Source organism: Glaciihabitans arcticus, from assembly GCF_004310685.1.
Taxonomy (GTDB): Bacteria; Actinomycetota; Actinomycetes; order Actinomycetales; family Microbacteriaceae; genus Conyzicola; species Conyzicola arctica.
Window position 1 is genome coordinate 2,260,619 of sequence record NZ_SISG01000001.1, and the last position, 13,428, is coordinate 2,274,046.

The window sequence follows — 13,428 nt, forward strand, 5'->3', positions numbered from 1 at the left end:
TTTCAGTCGCTGGCGCGCAGACAGGGCGGGTGCACGGGGTACACCCGCCCTGCTGCTGTGGATCAGTTGCCGGGCTTCAGCTTCGTCAGGATCTGGACGATGCCGGGCTGGGTCGGATCTGCCGATGCGTACTGGTCGTCCTCGGTCGGGAACCCCACGTAGTTACGCGTGTTGTACTCGCCCAGGAGCGGGTGGGATCCCAGCGGGATGGCCGGGACCTCATCGACGAACGCCTTCTCCATAACGGCGAGGGCTGCCTTGCGCTCCTCGTCGGAGGAGGTGTTGGCGTAGGTGTTCAGCGCCTCGGTCACCTTCGGGTCGTCGAAGCGACCGAAGTTGAACTGGGCCTTGTTGTCGACGATCCACTTGGGGTCCATCGTCGAGGTGTACAGGCCGTAGGCGTTCCCGGTGTCCTCGAGCCAGTGGATGATCGCGTCGAAGGTGCCTTCCTGGCGAGCGGCATCCCAGCCGCCCCAGTCGGGCTGGTCGACCTTGACGTCGATGCCGAGGCCCTCCTTGAGTTCTTCGGCGAGAAGCGCCTGCTCGGTGTTCCAGTCACTCCAGCCCGCGGGCACGGAGATCGAGAACGAGACGGCCTCGCCGTCGGGGTCGATCAGCTTCTCCGACTTCCACGTGTAGCCGGCGTCGGTGAGGACCTGCCGGGCCTTCTCGATGTCGACCTTGTAGTTGTCGTCCTTGTACTCGGGGAGCACCTCGTCGTCGAGGAGATCGCCGAGACCGGTCTTGCTCCAGACCACCGAGCTGGCACCTTCACGGGCGACATCGACGTAGGCCTGGCGGTCGATCGTCCAGGCGAGGGCCTGGCGCAGCGCCACGTTGTTGAACGGCTTCTCCTGCAGGTTCATGAACAGCGTGCCGGCACCCGCGGTGGGCGAGACGAGGAGGTTGTTCTTCTCGTCGGCGGCGAGGTAGCTGTCCTCGATCTGCGGGATGAAGGCCTGCGCCCAGTCGGCGTCGCCGGAGACGAGTGCCGTCGTGAGGGCCGCGTTGTCACCGTAGGAGACGTAGTTCAGCTGCGGAACAGCGAGCTCGCCGCCCCAGTAGTCGGGGTTGGCGGTCAGCGACACGGACTCGGTCGACCAGTTGTCGAGAACGTAGGGTCCGGTTCCGACAGCGAGGCCTTCGCCGGTGAGGGGATCGGTGTTCGGGTCGGCGATGTCCTTCCAGATGTGCTCGGGCACGATCGGCGTGTGCAGCACGCGCGCCTGGGCGGTGAATTTGGAGAGACCAAAGGTGATCTTAACCGCGTCACCATCGACGGCGATGTCGGTGATGTTGAGTCCACCGGTGTCGGTGAGCTTGCCGGACTTGATCATGTCGAAGGTGAAGACGATGTCGTCGGCGGTGAACTCGGTGCCGTCGCTCCAGTTGACGCCGCTGCGGGGCACAACCGTGAGCTCGGTGTAGTCGTCGTTCCATTCGACGCTCTCGGCCAGCCACGGCGTGGTGCCGAGGTCGCCGGTGGGATTCACGAGGGCGAGGGTTTCGAAGATGACCTTGCCATAGGCGTACTTGGATGCGGACGAGTCGCCGAGGTACGGGTTGTGCGACTCGGTGGTGATCGCTCCGTCGGGCTTGGCGATGGTGAGAGCCGCGCCGCTGCCGGTCGACTCGGGTGCTCCTGTCCCGGCACAGCCGGACAGGAGAAGGGCCGCGGCTATGCCTGCGGCGACGACGGTGGTTCTAAGCCTCATTGCTTCTCCTTCGTGAAATGGATCTCTGCGCCGAGTATCACTACGAAAGAGTGTCACCTCAGCACTGAGGGTGATTGCAAAATTTAGCTTACAATCCAGTCAGCAAGTAAAACAAGCGCCGCGACACATTCCACGCCGCGGCCTGCGTACTCTTGTCCCTGATGAAAGGAAGTGCTGTGGTCCAGACCCGTCACCAGCCTCGGTCACGCCCTGAGACCCTGATCCGCCGACGCGAGATCCTCGATGCTTCGGTCGACATATTCGGGGCCAAGGGTTATACCGGGGGCACCCTGCAGGAGATCGCCGAACAGGTCGGCATGACGCACGCGGGCATCCTGCACCACTTCGGGTCGAAGGACCAGCTGCTGCTCGAGGTGCTCGAGCACCGTGACGAGACGGACGTGGCGCACCTGGAGGGGCAGCACATCCCTGACGGCCTGGCGCTATTCCGCCACCTCGTGAAGACGGCCTTCCTGAACGCCCAGCGCATCGGCATCGTGCAGGCCTACGCCGTACTGTCGGCCGAGTCGGTCACCGACGACCACCCGGGGCGCGAGTTCTTCCAGAACCGCTACCGCAACCTCCGTGATGAGGTTTCCCACGCATTTCAGGTCGTCTGCGAGGAGCGCGGCGTCGATAACGTCGCGAATATTGCCGACGCCTCGGCCGCAATCCTCGCCGTGATGGACGGACTGCAGGTGCAGTGGCTGCTCGAGCCGACCGCGGTCGACCTCGGTCGTGCATCGCAGTTCGCCATCGAGGCGATCGTCGCCAGTGTGCTGCACCCGCAGCAGTCCGTGCTGACCGAAGAAACGATCAGCAGCTAGCGGTTACTCGGTGACCTGTACTTCTTTCCAGAAGGCCACGTAGTTCGCGAAGTCCTTGCCGACGCGGTCGATGCCGCCCTGGTACGGAGTGGGGTAGCTCCACGCGCGGTCCTGCAGCAGCGTGTCGCCGTCCTTGACGGAGAAGTACTGGCACTCGCCCTTCCACGGGCAGGTGTAAGGGGTGGGGCTCTGCTCGAGGTACTCGCTCTTCACGCTCGACGGCGGGAAGTACCAGTTGCCCTCGATCGAGATGAGGTCTTCTTTGGGGGCTTCTGCGATGACCACATCGCCGAGTACTGCCTTCATGATTCTCCTTAGGGTCGTGTGCGGGACAACGCTAAGCCCGAAAGCTGAATTCCCTCATAACGAGGATGCCCGGCTGCGCGTTTGCCGTACGTGCCTCGACCAGCACCTGCTGCTCGCCGGCGGCCGCAAGCTCCTTGCCGGTGACGCTCGCGCTCAGCAGGTGGGACACCGCATGACGCAGTCCGCCGAACGAGGCACTCGCGGCCGCCGCCTCGGGGGATGTCGAGTCGAGGCCGACGGCGATGATCGCATCGATCACGGATCCGGCCGCGAGCAGGTCTTCGACGGCGAAACGCCCATCGTCGGCGCCGGCCGCGACGACGGAGATGATCACCCGGTCTCCGAGATCGGCCTGACGCTCGAGCACCCACGCGGCGAGCGCGGCGCTGTTGCCGACCGTTCCCACAATGACGGCCGCATCGGTCTCGACGACGAGCGGATCGGGAGCCCCGGCGGTAGGCAGCGCATCCACCCAGATCAGGATGTGCGCCCCGGGGACGATGGCGGCCGCGCCCTCGAGCCCCCAGTCGAAACGGACCTGGTACTGGGTCTGGTTGCGCGCTGCGTTCACTCTCTCACCGTAGCCGAGCCCATCTCCCTCGCGATCACGTCAAAGTCGTGCTGTGAGAGCTCGAGGTTGCCCCGCCGCAGCTGGAAACCCCAGTTGCTGTTGCCGCGGGTGAACTCGAGCACGTCGAGCAGGGGCGCGATCGGTGTGGCGTGAGCGGCGGTGTCGTAATCCACCGCACGCCGCCAGGGACGGAAGTCGCCGTCGGTCGCCTGCCAGATATCGCCCTCGGCGATCGTGCCGATAGCCGTGAACTCCCTGAGTGGCGCGCCCTCGGGGTGCGCGGTCTTCGGCGAGTAGAAGACGAGGCCGTCGCCGGGCTGCATCCGCAGGATCCCGGCCTTCGCGCCGTGGTTGGTCTGTACGATTCTGAGCGCCGAGCCCTTCTCGACGTGGTTACGCTGCACTACTCCGAGCCAGAATCTCATGGCTCAGTTCTACCGCGTGCCACAGACTGAGGGCATGCGCATCGTCCTGAAACTCGTGCTCGATTGTGAACCGGATGCCGCGTGGCGCGCGATCCGCAACCCACGGGTATTCCGTGCCGTCTCGTCGCCGCTCACCACTTTCGTCTCGCTCGAGCCGCAGGGATTCCCCGAGACCTGGCCCGAGGGCGTGCACCACCTGTTCGGTCGCGCGTTCGGCGTGCTGCCGATGGGCGAGCAGACCATCGACCTCGCCTTCCTCCGCCGCGGAAAGGTGCGCATGGTGCGCGACTCCGGCGAGGGTCTCAGCGGACCACTCGCCCTCGTCACCGCCTGGGAACACACCATGGCGGTCGCCGACTCGGGCGACGGGCGCACGCTCTACCGCGACCAGCTGCGCTTCTCGGCGGGCGCGATCACCCCCCTGCTCTGGCCCGTCTTCTGGGCGTTCTGGCAGTGGCGCGCGTTCCGCATGAGCCAGCTCGCGCCCACCTGGCGCTAGTAGCGTTGCAGCATGACCGCTCTCGAGGTAGCCGACTGGCGACGCCAGGTGTTCGCGATGTACGCCCAGGTGCGGGAGGCGACCGACCTCTACGCCGCGCACGACCTGTGGCGCCGCGAACGGGACCGACTCTTTGCGACCCACCCGTCATCCCCCCTTCTGCCGGAGGATCTGGCTGAATTCACCGGGCTGCCGGTGCGGCCCTACGATCGCGACTGGCGCTTCGAGGTCGAGTTGCAGCCGGTGGAGTCGCGGCGCATGGAGGTCGAGACGGGCACCGACGGCATCGTGCCGTTCGACCTGATCGGTGTCGTGGATGTGCCCTCGGTCGGCACCCTCGACGTCTGGCGCCTCGCATCGTACGGTGGCGGCATCTTCCTGCCGCTCAAGGATGCGCTGGCCGGCTCACCGGGCGGAACCTACGGCGGCGGGCGCTACCTGCTCGACACGGTGAAGGGCGCGGATCTCGGCGCGACCGGCAACACGCTCGTGCTCGACTTCAACTTCGCGTACAACCCGTCCTGCGCCTACGACCCCGCGTGGGCCTGCCCGCTCGCCCAGCCGGGCAACACGGTCGCGGTCGAGATCCCCGTCGGCGAGCGGTATTCCGGCGCTCACTAGGCCCGCTCTGCTAGAGTGGAACCACTTGCAAGACCATGACGGTCTTCCTGCGTCGTAGAACGCTCCCTCTTCTCGCTCGTTCCTCTGCTCCTGTGCCTTCACCCGCCAGTGCACGAACCGGCTCGTAGATATCTTCTCCGGCGATCGATTGCGACCATCGTCGCTCTCGCCACCAGTACGGATCGAATGGTCCGTGCACTGATGCCCGAAAGGCACCACCCCTTTAATGACTGACATCTCATTCGGCGCGCTCGGCGTGCCCGCACCCCTCGTCGCGAAGCTCACCGAGCTCGGCAAGACCGAGGCGTTCCCGATCCAGGTCGACACACTGGCCGACACCATGAGTGGTCGCGACGTGCTCGGACGCGGCAAGACCGGCTCCGGCAAGACCCTCGCCTTCTCCATCCCGCTCGTCACCCGCCTCGGCGGCAAGCTCGCCGGTGGCAACCGCCGCCCGGGCCGCCCGCTCGCGCTGGTGCTCGCACCGACCCGTGAGCTGGCCACCCAGATCTCCGCCGTCATCGAGCCGCTCGCCGAGGTCTACGGCCTCAAGAGCACCACGATCTTCGGCGGCGTCTCGCAGCAGCGCCAGGTCGCGGCCCTCAAGGCCGGTGTCGACATCGTCGTCGCCTGCCCCGGCCGCCTCGAAGACCTCATGAAGCAGGGCTTCGTCTCCCTCGACGCCGTCGAGATCACCGTGCTCGATGAGGCCGACCACATGGCCGACCTCGGCTTCCTGCCCGTCGTCACCAAGATCATGGACAAGACCCCGCAGTCCGGCCAGCGCCTGCTCTTCAGCGCAACGCTCGACAACGGAGTGGACAAGCTCGTCAAGCGCTTCCTCCACAACGAGGTGCTGCACTCGGTCGACGAGGCCACCTCACACGTCTCCGCCATGACCCACCACGTCTTCGAGGTGCCGTCGGTGAACGAGAAGAACGAGCTCATCCGCAAGCTCGCCTCGGGCACGGGTCGCCGCATCCTCTTCATGCGTACGAAGCACCACGCCAAGAAGCTGGCGCGCCAGCTGACCGACGCGGGCATCCCCTCGGTCGACCTGCACGGCAACCTCTCGCAGCCCGCGCGTGACCGCAACCTCGCGGCCTTCGCCTCGGGTGAGGTTCGCGTTCTCGTCGCTACCGACGTCGCAGCCCGCGGCGTGCACGTGGACGACATCGAGCTCGTGATCCACGTCGACCCGCCCATGGAGCACAAGGCCTACCTGCACCGCTCGGGCCGCACCGCCCGCGCCGGCAAGGAAGGCGAGGTCGTCACCCTCGTTCTCCCCGAGCAGCGTCGCGACACCGCAGCGCTCCTGCGCAAGGCGGCCATCACGGTCACCCCGCAGCAGGTCACCGCATCCTCGCCCGCCGTCGACAAGCTCGTCGGCGACGTGGCTGCCTACGTCACCCCCGCACCCCGCGCTGCCGAGCAGCCGCGCGGACAGTCGCAGGGTGGACGCTCGCAGGGCGCCAACGCCCAGCGCAAGCGCGCCAACCGCGACGGCCAGCCGGCACGCACCGACCGCTCGGGTCGCCCCGCAGCCGAGGGCGGCGGACGCCAGCAGCGCAGCTCGCAGCAGCGCGCGGCAGGCTCCGGCCAGGCGTCGAGCGGCGGCCTCAAGGTCGGCGGACTCGTCGGCATGAGCCAGGGCGGCGGCGCTGGACGTCGTCGCAGCGGCGGCCGCTAGAACTTCACATTCCGATAGCACCACAGCACACGCGCTCGGCCTCTCGGGGTCGGGCGCTTGTGGGTTAACGGCCCGGCTCGGGGGTACCGTGAAGCATGAGCCGCGTCATCCGCCCCGCTGAGATTCGGGATGCCCCAGCGCTCGGCCGCGTGCACGTCGAGTGTTGGCGCGAATCGTACGGGCACTTCCTCAGCCCCGGGTTTCTGGCCGAACTCGACCCGGTCGCACGCGGCGAGCGTTGGATCCGCACCCTGGGGGAGCCCCGCGCCGACGACAGGGTCGCCGTGCTCGAGGTCGACGGCGAGCTGCGCGGCTTCGCGATGAGCGGCGCCACCGTCGACGAGGATGCCCCGCGCGCCCACCAAGTGTACGCGATCTACCAGTACGCGACCGAGCACGGATCCGGTTCGGGCGCCGAGCTGCTCGACGCCGTGATCGGCGATGAGCCCGCCTCGCTCTGGGTCGCGGAGCTCAACCCGCGGGCCCACAGCTTCTACCGCCGCAACGGCTTCGACTTCGACGGCACCCGCAAGGTCGAGCCCTCCTGGGAAGACCTCGTCGAGCTCCGCATGATCCGCTGACGGGCGCCTCGCCCACCAGTTCAGGGGGGTTCGCGGCGGAGGTCGGGACTATACGATGAAGCGCATGGCAGCTGAGATCCGTCGTGCAGAACCCGCAGACGTCGAGACGCTCGGCGCACTCCACTCGGGATGCTGGCGCGAGCTGTATCCCACGGTCCTTCCCGCAGCCGTGCTCGACGAGCTGAGCCCCGCCATGATGTCGGGACTGTGGGCCAAGTTCGTCGCCCGCGGCGGAGCCTACGAGCAGTACGTGGCCGAGGTGGATGGCGCGGTCGTGGCCTTCGCCGGTATCGGGCCCGGTCGCGAGCCCGGATACGAGGAGGCTGTCGAGCTGTACTTCCTCTACGTGCATCCCGAATATCGTCGCAAGGGCATCGCCCGCCAGCTGCTCAAGACCGTGCAGGCGCACTACACCTGGCTGTGGGCCGGCAATCGCCCGGCGCAGCAGTTCTACAAGAAGGCGAAGTTCTACCCCGACAGCGTCGCCCGCGAGGGCAGCCTGTTCGGCGCACCGCTCGAAGAGGAACGCTTCAGCGGATAGGCAGGCGCTACGGCAGCACGCCCACCGAGGCGAGAGCCGCGCGCAGAAGCGCGCCGCGACCGCCCTCCATGTCGGCGGCGATGCCGTCTGACGCGGCATCCTTCGGCGACATCCAGGTCAGCTCGAGCGCATCCTGGCGCGGCTCGCACGTTCCGGTGACCGGGATGACGTATGCCAGCGAGACCGCGTGCTGGCGGTGGTCGGTGAACTGGCTCGCGCCCGGCCACGGAAAGTACTCCGCCACCTGAAACGGCACCGGTGAGGCGGGCAGCAGGGGGAACGCCATCGGCCCGAGATCCTTTTCGAGGTGACGGAACAGCGCGTCACGGATCGTCTCGCCGTACATCACGCGCCCCGAGACCAGCGTGCGGGTGATGGAGCCCTCGGCTGACGCGCGCAGCAGCATCCCGACCTCATTGACGCGGCCCAGGCCGTCGACACGCACCGGCACCGCCTCGACGTAGAGCAGCGGAAGTCGACGGCGGGTCTCGGCGAGTTCCTCATCGGAAAGCCAGCCGGAGTTCGGGTCGGGGGTGCCTACGGAGCTCATGCTCCATTGTGACCCATCGCCGGGTGAAACCCGTGCGCTCTCAGTCGACGGCCACCCAGCGCCGCACGAGGTCGGTGATGATGGGAGCCTTCGCCGCGGCATCCTCTTCGGTATCGACCATCAGGATGCCGCGATCCTGCGTCGCCCACTTCAGCAACCCGCTCGGGTCGTCGAAAGTGAAGGATGACGTGTCGTCGCGCACCTTCGCCCCGCGGTGGAAGATCAACTGCACCCCGCCCTTCGGGTGCATGCGCATGGTCACCCGGTCCGTGTCGTTGAACACGAAGCTGGGGGCGTTCCACTTGACGTGTTCAGTGATGCCGTCATCGGCGGCAAGGATGGACGCGCGCAGGGATTCCACTATCGCTTCGCTCATGGGGACATCCTAGGAGCCTGCCCCGACACTCCCGCGGCGTCGGTGGTTCACGAGAAGATATACCGATGGCCACCGTGCTCGACCGATTCTCTCCCGCGACGCGTGAGTGGTTTCTCGGCGCGTTCCCGGCACCGACCGCCGCGCAGCTCGGCGCGTGGGAGGCGGTGTCCTCCGGCTCGCACGCCCTCGTCGTCGCGCCGACCGGATCGGGCAAGACCCTCGCGGCCTTTCTCTGGGCCATCGATCGACTGGCGTCGTCGCCCCCGCCCGAGAACGTGATGCATCGCACGCGCGTGCTCTACATCTCCCCCCTCAAGGCTCTCGGCGTCGACGTCGAGCGCAACCTGCGCGCCCCGCTCGTCGGGGTGACCCAGACCGCCGCGCGGCTGGGCGTGCCTGCGCCTCCCGTAACGGTGGGGGTGCGATCCGGTGACACCACGACGCAAGACAGAAGGATGCTCGCGCGCACGCCCCCCGACATCCTGATCACCACGCCCGAGTCGCTGTACCTCATGCTCACGAGCGCCGCAAAAGAGACCCTGCTCGGCGTCGAGACGATCATCGTCGACGAGATCCACGCCGTTGCCGCGACCAAGCGCGGCAGCCACCTCGCCCTCTCGCTCGAGCGGCTCGACGCCATGCTTCCGAAGCCGGCCCAGCGCATCGGTCTCTCGGCGACCGTGCGACCCATCGAGGAGGTCGCGCGCTTCCTCGGCGGCTCATCCCCGGTGAAGATCGTCGCGCCGCCCGCGCAGAAGACGTTCGACCTGCGGGTCGTCGTCCCGGTCGATGACATGACCGAGCTCGGCACGACCGCGGTGCTCGAGGGGTCATCCGCGGGCAATGCGCCCCAAGGATCGATCTGGCCTCACGTCGAGGAGAGCATCGTCGACCTGATCCTCGAGCACACATCCACGATCGTGTTCGCGAACTCTCGGCGGCTGGCCGAGCGGCTGACGGCGCGGCTGAATGAGATTTATGCGGAGCGCGCCTCCGATCCCGAAAACACGCTCGAGGTTCCCTCCCTCGCAGGCTCGGTCGGCGCTGGGGTCGCGGCATCGCTGCGCGCTGCTCCTAGCTCCACCGCGCTCGCGGAGCGAGCTACTCAATCAGCGAAACTTCCAGCCCAGATGATGGCGCAGGCCGGCTCCACCTCCGGCGCCCCGCCCCTCCTCGCCCGCGCGCACCACGGCTCCGTGTCGAAGGAGCAGCGGGCCGACATCGAAGACGACCTCAAGAGCGGGCGGTTGCGGTGTGTGGTGGCGACGTCATCCCTCGAACTGGGAATCGACATGGGTGCCGTCGATCTTGTGGTGCAGGTCGAATCTCCACCGAGTGTCGCGAGCGGGCTGCAGCGGGTCGGTCGCGCCGGGCACCAGGTCGGTGAGGTCTCGCGCGGGGTGCTGTTCCCCAAGCACCGGGCTGACCTCATTCACACCGCGGTCGCAACGGAGCGCATGCTGAGCGGCCAGATCGAGTCGATCTCGGTGCCCGCAAACCCGCTCGACGTGCTCGCCCAGCAGACCGTCGCCGCCGTCGCGCTCGAAGGGCTCGGTGTGGACGAGTGGTACGAGCTCGTGCGCCGCAGCGCCCCGTTCGCGACCCTGCCGTACAGCGCGTACACCGCAACGCTGGACCTGCTCGCCGGCCTCTACCCGAGCGACGAGTTCGCCGAACTGCGGCCCCGCATCATCTGGGATCGCGTCGCCAACACCATCACCGGCCGGCCCGGAGCGCAGCGCCTCGCGGTGACGAGCGGCGGCACCATCCCGGATCGCGGCCTGTTCGGGGTGTTCATGGTGGGCACCGAGTCCGCCACCACCGGCGGACGCCGCGTCGGCGAGCTCGACGAGGAGATGGTCTACGAGTCGCGCGTCGGCGACATCTTCGCGCTCGGCGCGACGAGCTGGCGCATTGAGGACATCACCCACGACCGGGTGCTCGTGAGCCCCGCCTTCGGGCAGCCCGGCAAGGTGCCGTTCTGGAAGGGCGACGGCCTCGGCCGCCCCTACGAACTCGGCGCCGCGATCGGCGCCTTCACGCGCGATGTCGCGACCGGCACCAGCGTCGAATCCCGGGCGCGACTGGCCGAGGTGGGCCTCGACGAGCGCGCCGTCAACAACCTCGTGGCCTTCGTCGGCGAACAGCAGGCGGCGACCGGGCACGTGCCGACCGACACGACTCTCGTCGTCGAACGGTTTCGGGATGAGCTCGGCGACTGGCGCGTGATCCTGCACTCCCCGTACGGCATGCAGGTGCACGCCCCGTGGGCTCTCGCCGTGGGTGCGCGGGTGCGCGAGCGCCTCGGCATGGATGGCGCTGCCATGGCCAGCGACGACGGCGTCATCGTGCGCATCCCCGACACCGATGCCGAGCCTCCGGGCGCGGAGCTGTTCGTGTTCGAGCCCGGCGAGCTGGAGGACCTGGTCACGACCGAGGTCGGCGGGTCCGCTCTGTTCGCCTCCCGTTTCCGCGAGTGCGCAGCCCGGGCACTGCTGCTGCCGCGCTACAACCCGGGCAAGCGCTCCCCGCTCTGGCAGCAGCGGCAGCGTGCCTCCCAGTTGCTGGATGTCGCACGCAAGTTCCCGAGCTTCCCGATCGTGCTCGAGACGATCCGCGAGGTGCTGCAGGACGTCTACGATCTGCCCGCACTGACCCGACTGTCGGCGGATATCGCGAGCCGTCGCATCCGGATCGTAGAAACCGAGACCGAGCTGCCCTCGCCCTTCGCGCGCTCCCTGCTGTTCGGTTACGTTGCCGCCTTTATGTACGAGGGCGACTCGCCGCTCGCCGAGCGCCGGGCCGCCGCTCTCTCGCTGGACTCCGGGCTGCTCGCCGAACTGCTCGGTCGCGCGGAGCTGCGCGAGCTGCTCGACCCGAAGGTGCTCGAGCAGACCGAGCTCGAGCTGCAGCGCCTCGCTCCCGACCGCCGCGCCAAGGGGGTTGAGGGCATCGTTGATCTCGTGCGTGTGCTCGGGCCGCTGTCGGTGCAGGAGATCGACGAGAGGTTGGTGCCGGATCTCGATACGGCCGCGGGCGGCCTACTCGATCAACTCGCACAGCTGGCCGGCGCCAACCGGGTGCTGCGGGTGACCATCGCCGGCACCGAGCGCTGGGCCGCGATCGAGGACTCGGCGCGGCTGCGCGACGCGCTCGGCGTTCCGCTGCCGATCGGCGTTCCCGCGGCGTTCATCGAGCCGGTGCCCGACCCGCTCGGCGACCTCGTCTCCCGCTACTCCCGCACCCACGGCCCGTTCGCCGCGCAGGAGGTCGCCACCCGCCTGGGTCTCGGCGTCGCCGTGGTGCTCGACGCATTGCGACGGCTCGGCGCCGATCGCCGAGTGGTCGAGGGCGAGTTCCGCCCGGGCGCAGCCGGCAGCGAGTGGGTCGACGCCGAGGTACTGCGCCGCCTGCGTTCCCGATCCCTCGCTGCCCTGCGCCACGAGGTCGAGCCGGTCGACGCCCCCACGCTCGCGCGCTTCCTGCCGGCCTGGCAGAACGTGGGATCCAAGCTGCGTGGTATCGACGGTCTCGCCCAGGTCATCGACCAGCTTTCCGGTGTCTCCCTGCCCGCCTCCGCGTGGGAGTCGCTTGTGCTGCCCGCCCGCCTGCGCGACTACACCCCCGCCTGGCTCGACGAACTGACCCTGTCGGGCGAGGTGGTCTGGGCCGGTGCCGGCGTGCTGCCCGGCAGCGACGGCTGGGTCTCCCTGCAGTTGGCGGATGCCGCTCCCCTCACGCTCCCTTCCCCTCTCGATCGTGACGCCGCAAGCGGCGACCTCACCGAGCTGGAGCGCGGCGTGCTGAGCGCCCTGAGCGGAGGGGGTGCGTACTTCTTCCGCCAGCTGCAGTCCACTCTCGCCACCGACGGCACACCTCCCCTGGACCGCGACCTGCAGCTCGCCCTCTGGAACCTCGTCTGGGCGGGCTGGATCACCAACGACACCCTGGCTCCGCTGCGATCCTTCCTCGGCGGCAAGGCACCGGCCGCCTCGAGGCCCCGATCCGCGCAGCGCAGCCGCGCCTACCGGCCACGCGTCTCGACGGCGGTTGCGCAATCCGGGCTGCCGGTCGTGAGCGGACGCTGGTCGCTGCTTCCCGACGCCGTGAGCGATCCGACCGTGCGCGCCAAGGCGATGGGAGAGCTGCTGCTCGAGCGGCACGGGGTCGTGACCCGGGGGTCGGTCGTGAGCGAGGGCATCCGGGGCGGCTTTGCGCTTGCCTACAAGGTGCTCAGCGGCTTCGAGGAGTCGGGCAAGGCGCGTCGCGGCTACTTCGTCGAGGGGCTCGGGGCCGCGCAGTTCGCGACCGGGCCGACCGTCGACCGGCTGCGCAGTTTCGGCCGCGCACCCGGCGAGACCGAGGAGCCGACAGTGGTGACGCTCGCTGCGACCGACCCGGCCAACCCCTATGGCGCCGCGCTGCCCTGGCCGCAGGGCGAGGGGCACCGGCCGGGCCGCAAGGCGGGTGCGATCGTGGTTCTCGTCGACGGGCAGCTGGTGCTCTACGTCGAGCGCGGCGGCAAGACCGTGCTCACCTTCGGCTCGACCGAGGACCAGCTCGACCCCGCCGCCGTCGCCCTCGCCGAGGTGGTGCGCGGCCGCATCGGCAAGCTCAGCATCGAGAAGGTCGACGGCGAGTTCTCCATCGGCACCCCACTCGGCGACTCGCTGCAGCGCGCCGGCTTCGGCCCGAATCCCAGCGGCCTGCGACTGAGGGCCTGACC

13 protein-coding genes are annotated in these 13,428 nt (G+C 68.4%); 7 read left to right on the top strand and 6 right to left on the bottom strand.

Features of this window, described 5'->3' with window-relative positions:
- Nucleotides 1–62 precede the first annotated feature (62 nt).
- Nucleotides 63–1,715 (bottom strand): ABC transporter substrate-binding protein, encoded by a 1,653-nt coding sequence (locus EYE40_RS11000; RefSeq protein ID WP_130981985.1) that lies wholly within the window; start codon nt 1,713–1,715, stop codon nt 63–65.
- A 176-nt stretch (nt 1,716–1,891) separates the two neighbouring features.
- Between EYE40_RS11000 and EYE40_RS11005 the strand changes: the two genes are divergently transcribed.
- Nucleotides 1,892–2,542: a TetR/AcrR family transcriptional regulator gene (locus EYE40_RS11005; RefSeq protein ID WP_130981986.1), complete on the top strand. Its 651-nt coding sequence runs from the start codon at nt 1,892–1,894 to the stop codon at nt 2,540–2,542.
- A gap of 3 nt (nt 2,543–2,545) precedes the next feature.
- Here the strand turns inward: EYE40_RS11005 and EYE40_RS11010 are convergent, their stop codons facing one another.
- The 3 genes from EYE40_RS11010 to EYE40_RS11020 are packed head-to-tail and all read right to left on the bottom strand — an operon-like array spanning nt 2,546 to nt 3,844.
- Entirely contained in the window at nt 2,546–2,848 is a 303-nt protein-coding gene (locus EYE40_RS11010) for a DUF427 domain-containing protein (RefSeq protein ID WP_130981987.1), read from the bottom strand.
- 31 nt (nt 2,849–2,879) lie between these two features.
- The gene (locus EYE40_RS11015) at nt 2,880–3,419 is read right to left on the bottom strand and encodes a 2-phosphosulfolactate phosphatase (RefSeq protein WP_130981988.1); all 540 of its coding nucleotides are present in this window, start codon (nt 3,417–3,419) and stop codon (nt 2,880–2,882) included.
- Complete coding sequence (locus EYE40_RS11020) at nt 3,416–3,844, bottom strand: EVE domain-containing protein (protein ID WP_130981989.1); 429 nt, start codon at nt 3,842–3,844, stop codon at nt 3,416–3,418. The genes EYE40_RS11015 and EYE40_RS11020 overlap by 4 nt, the downstream gene beginning before the upstream one ends.
- A 34-nt stretch (nt 3,845–3,878) precedes the next feature.
- On the opposite strand from EYE40_RS11020, the gene EYE40_RS11025 reads away from it, so the two are divergent.
- The 5 genes from EYE40_RS11025 to EYE40_RS11045 all read left to right on the top strand — a co-directional run bounded on the left by EYE40_RS11025 (nt 3,879) and on the right by EYE40_RS11045 (nt 7,776).
- Entirely contained in the window at nt 3,879–4,343 is a 465-nt protein-coding gene (locus EYE40_RS11025; protein ID WP_130981990.1) for a hypothetical protein, read from the top strand.
- Nucleotides 4,344–4,355: 12 nt separating this feature from the next.
- Nucleotides 4,356–4,964 (top strand): DUF1684 domain-containing protein, encoded by a 609-nt coding sequence (locus tag EYE40_RS11030; protein ID WP_130981991.1) that lies wholly within the window; start codon nt 4,356–4,358, stop codon nt 4,962–4,964.
- A gap of 226 nt (nt 4,965–5,190) precedes the next feature.
- Nucleotides 5,191–6,654: a DEAD/DEAH box helicase gene (locus EYE40_RS11035; RefSeq protein WP_130981992.1), complete on the top strand. Its 1,464-nt coding sequence runs from the start codon at nt 5,191–5,193 to the stop codon at nt 6,652–6,654.
- A 95-nt stretch (nt 6,655–6,749) separates the two neighbouring features.
- Nucleotides 6,750–7,235 (top strand): GNAT family N-acetyltransferase, encoded by a 486-nt coding sequence (locus EYE40_RS11040; protein WP_130981993.1) that lies wholly within the window; start codon nt 6,750–6,752, stop codon nt 7,233–7,235.
- Nucleotides 7,236–7,299: 64 nt separating this feature from the next.
- Nucleotides 7,300–7,776 (top strand): GNAT family N-acetyltransferase, encoded by a 477-nt coding sequence (locus EYE40_RS11045; RefSeq protein ID WP_161972381.1) that lies wholly within the window; start codon nt 7,300–7,302, stop codon nt 7,774–7,776.
- A 7-nt stretch (nt 7,777–7,783) separates the two neighbouring features.
- Here EYE40_RS11045 and EYE40_RS11050 read toward each other — a convergent pair whose 3' ends face one another.
- Together EYE40_RS11050 and EYE40_RS11055 are read right to left on the bottom strand one after the other, a co-directional pair.
- Nucleotides 7,784–8,326: an NUDIX hydrolase family protein gene (locus tag EYE40_RS11050; protein ID WP_130981995.1), complete on the bottom strand. Its 543-nt coding sequence runs from the start codon at nt 8,324–8,326 to the stop codon at nt 7,784–7,786.
- Nucleotides 8,327–8,366: 40 nt separating this feature from the next.
- Nucleotides 8,367–8,702, bottom strand: a complete 336-nt coding sequence (locus EYE40_RS11055) for a DUF1801 domain-containing protein (RefSeq protein ID WP_130981996.1) — start codon at nt 8,700–8,702, stop codon at nt 8,367–8,369.
- Between the two features lie 65 nt (nt 8,703–8,767).
- Here EYE40_RS11055 and EYE40_RS11060 point away from each other — a divergent pair, with 65 nt between their 5' ends.
- Nucleotides 8,768–13,426 carry an ATP-dependent helicase gene (locus EYE40_RS11060; RefSeq protein WP_130981997.1) on the top strand — a complete coding sequence of 1,553 codons (4,659 nt, stop codon included), beginning with the start codon at nt 8,768–8,770 and terminating at the stop codon, nt 13,424–13,426.
- The last annotated feature ends 2 nt before the right edge of the window (nt 13,427–13,428 follow it).

Coding starts and splice junctions, on each gene's coding strand:
- EYE40_RS11035 (WP_130981992.1), top strand. CDS start 5,191: ATGACTGACATCTCATTCGGCGCGCTCGGCGTGCCCGCACCCCTCGTC.
- EYE40_RS11010 (WP_130981987.1), bottom strand. CDS start 2,848: ATGAAGGCAGTACTCGGCGATGTGGTCATCGCAGAAGCCCCCAAAGAA.
- EYE40_RS11055 (WP_130981996.1), bottom strand. CDS start 8,702: ATGAGCGAAGCGATAGTGGAATCCCTGCGCGCGTCCATCCTTGCCGCC.
- EYE40_RS11045 (WP_161972381.1), top strand. CDS start 7,300: ATGGCAGCTGAGATCCGTCGTGCAGAACCCGCAGACGTCGAGACGCTC.
- EYE40_RS11000 (WP_130981985.1), bottom strand. CDS start 1,715: ATGAGGCTTAGAACCACCGTCGTCGCCGCAGGCATAGCCGCGGCCCTT.
- EYE40_RS11060 (WP_130981997.1), top strand. CDS start 8,768: ATGGCCACCGTGCTCGACCGATTCTCTCCCGCGACGCGTGAGTGGTTT.
- EYE40_RS11020 (WP_130981989.1), bottom strand. CDS start 3,844: ATGAGATTCTGGCTCGGAGTAGTGCAGCGTAACCACGTCGAGAAGGGC.
- EYE40_RS11050 (WP_130981995.1), bottom strand. CDS start 8,326: ATGAGCTCCGTAGGCACCCCCGACCCGAACTCCGGCTGGCTTTCCGAT.
- EYE40_RS11040 (WP_130981993.1), top strand. CDS start 6,750: ATGAGCCGCGTCATCCGCCCCGCTGAGATTCGGGATGCCCCAGCGCTC.
- EYE40_RS11030 (WP_130981991.1), top strand. CDS start 4,356: ATGACCGCTCTCGAGGTAGCCGACTGGCGACGCCAGGTGTTCGCGATG.
- EYE40_RS11025 (WP_130981990.1), top strand. CDS start 3,879: ATGCGCATCGTCCTGAAACTCGTGCTCGATTGTGAACCGGATGCCGCG.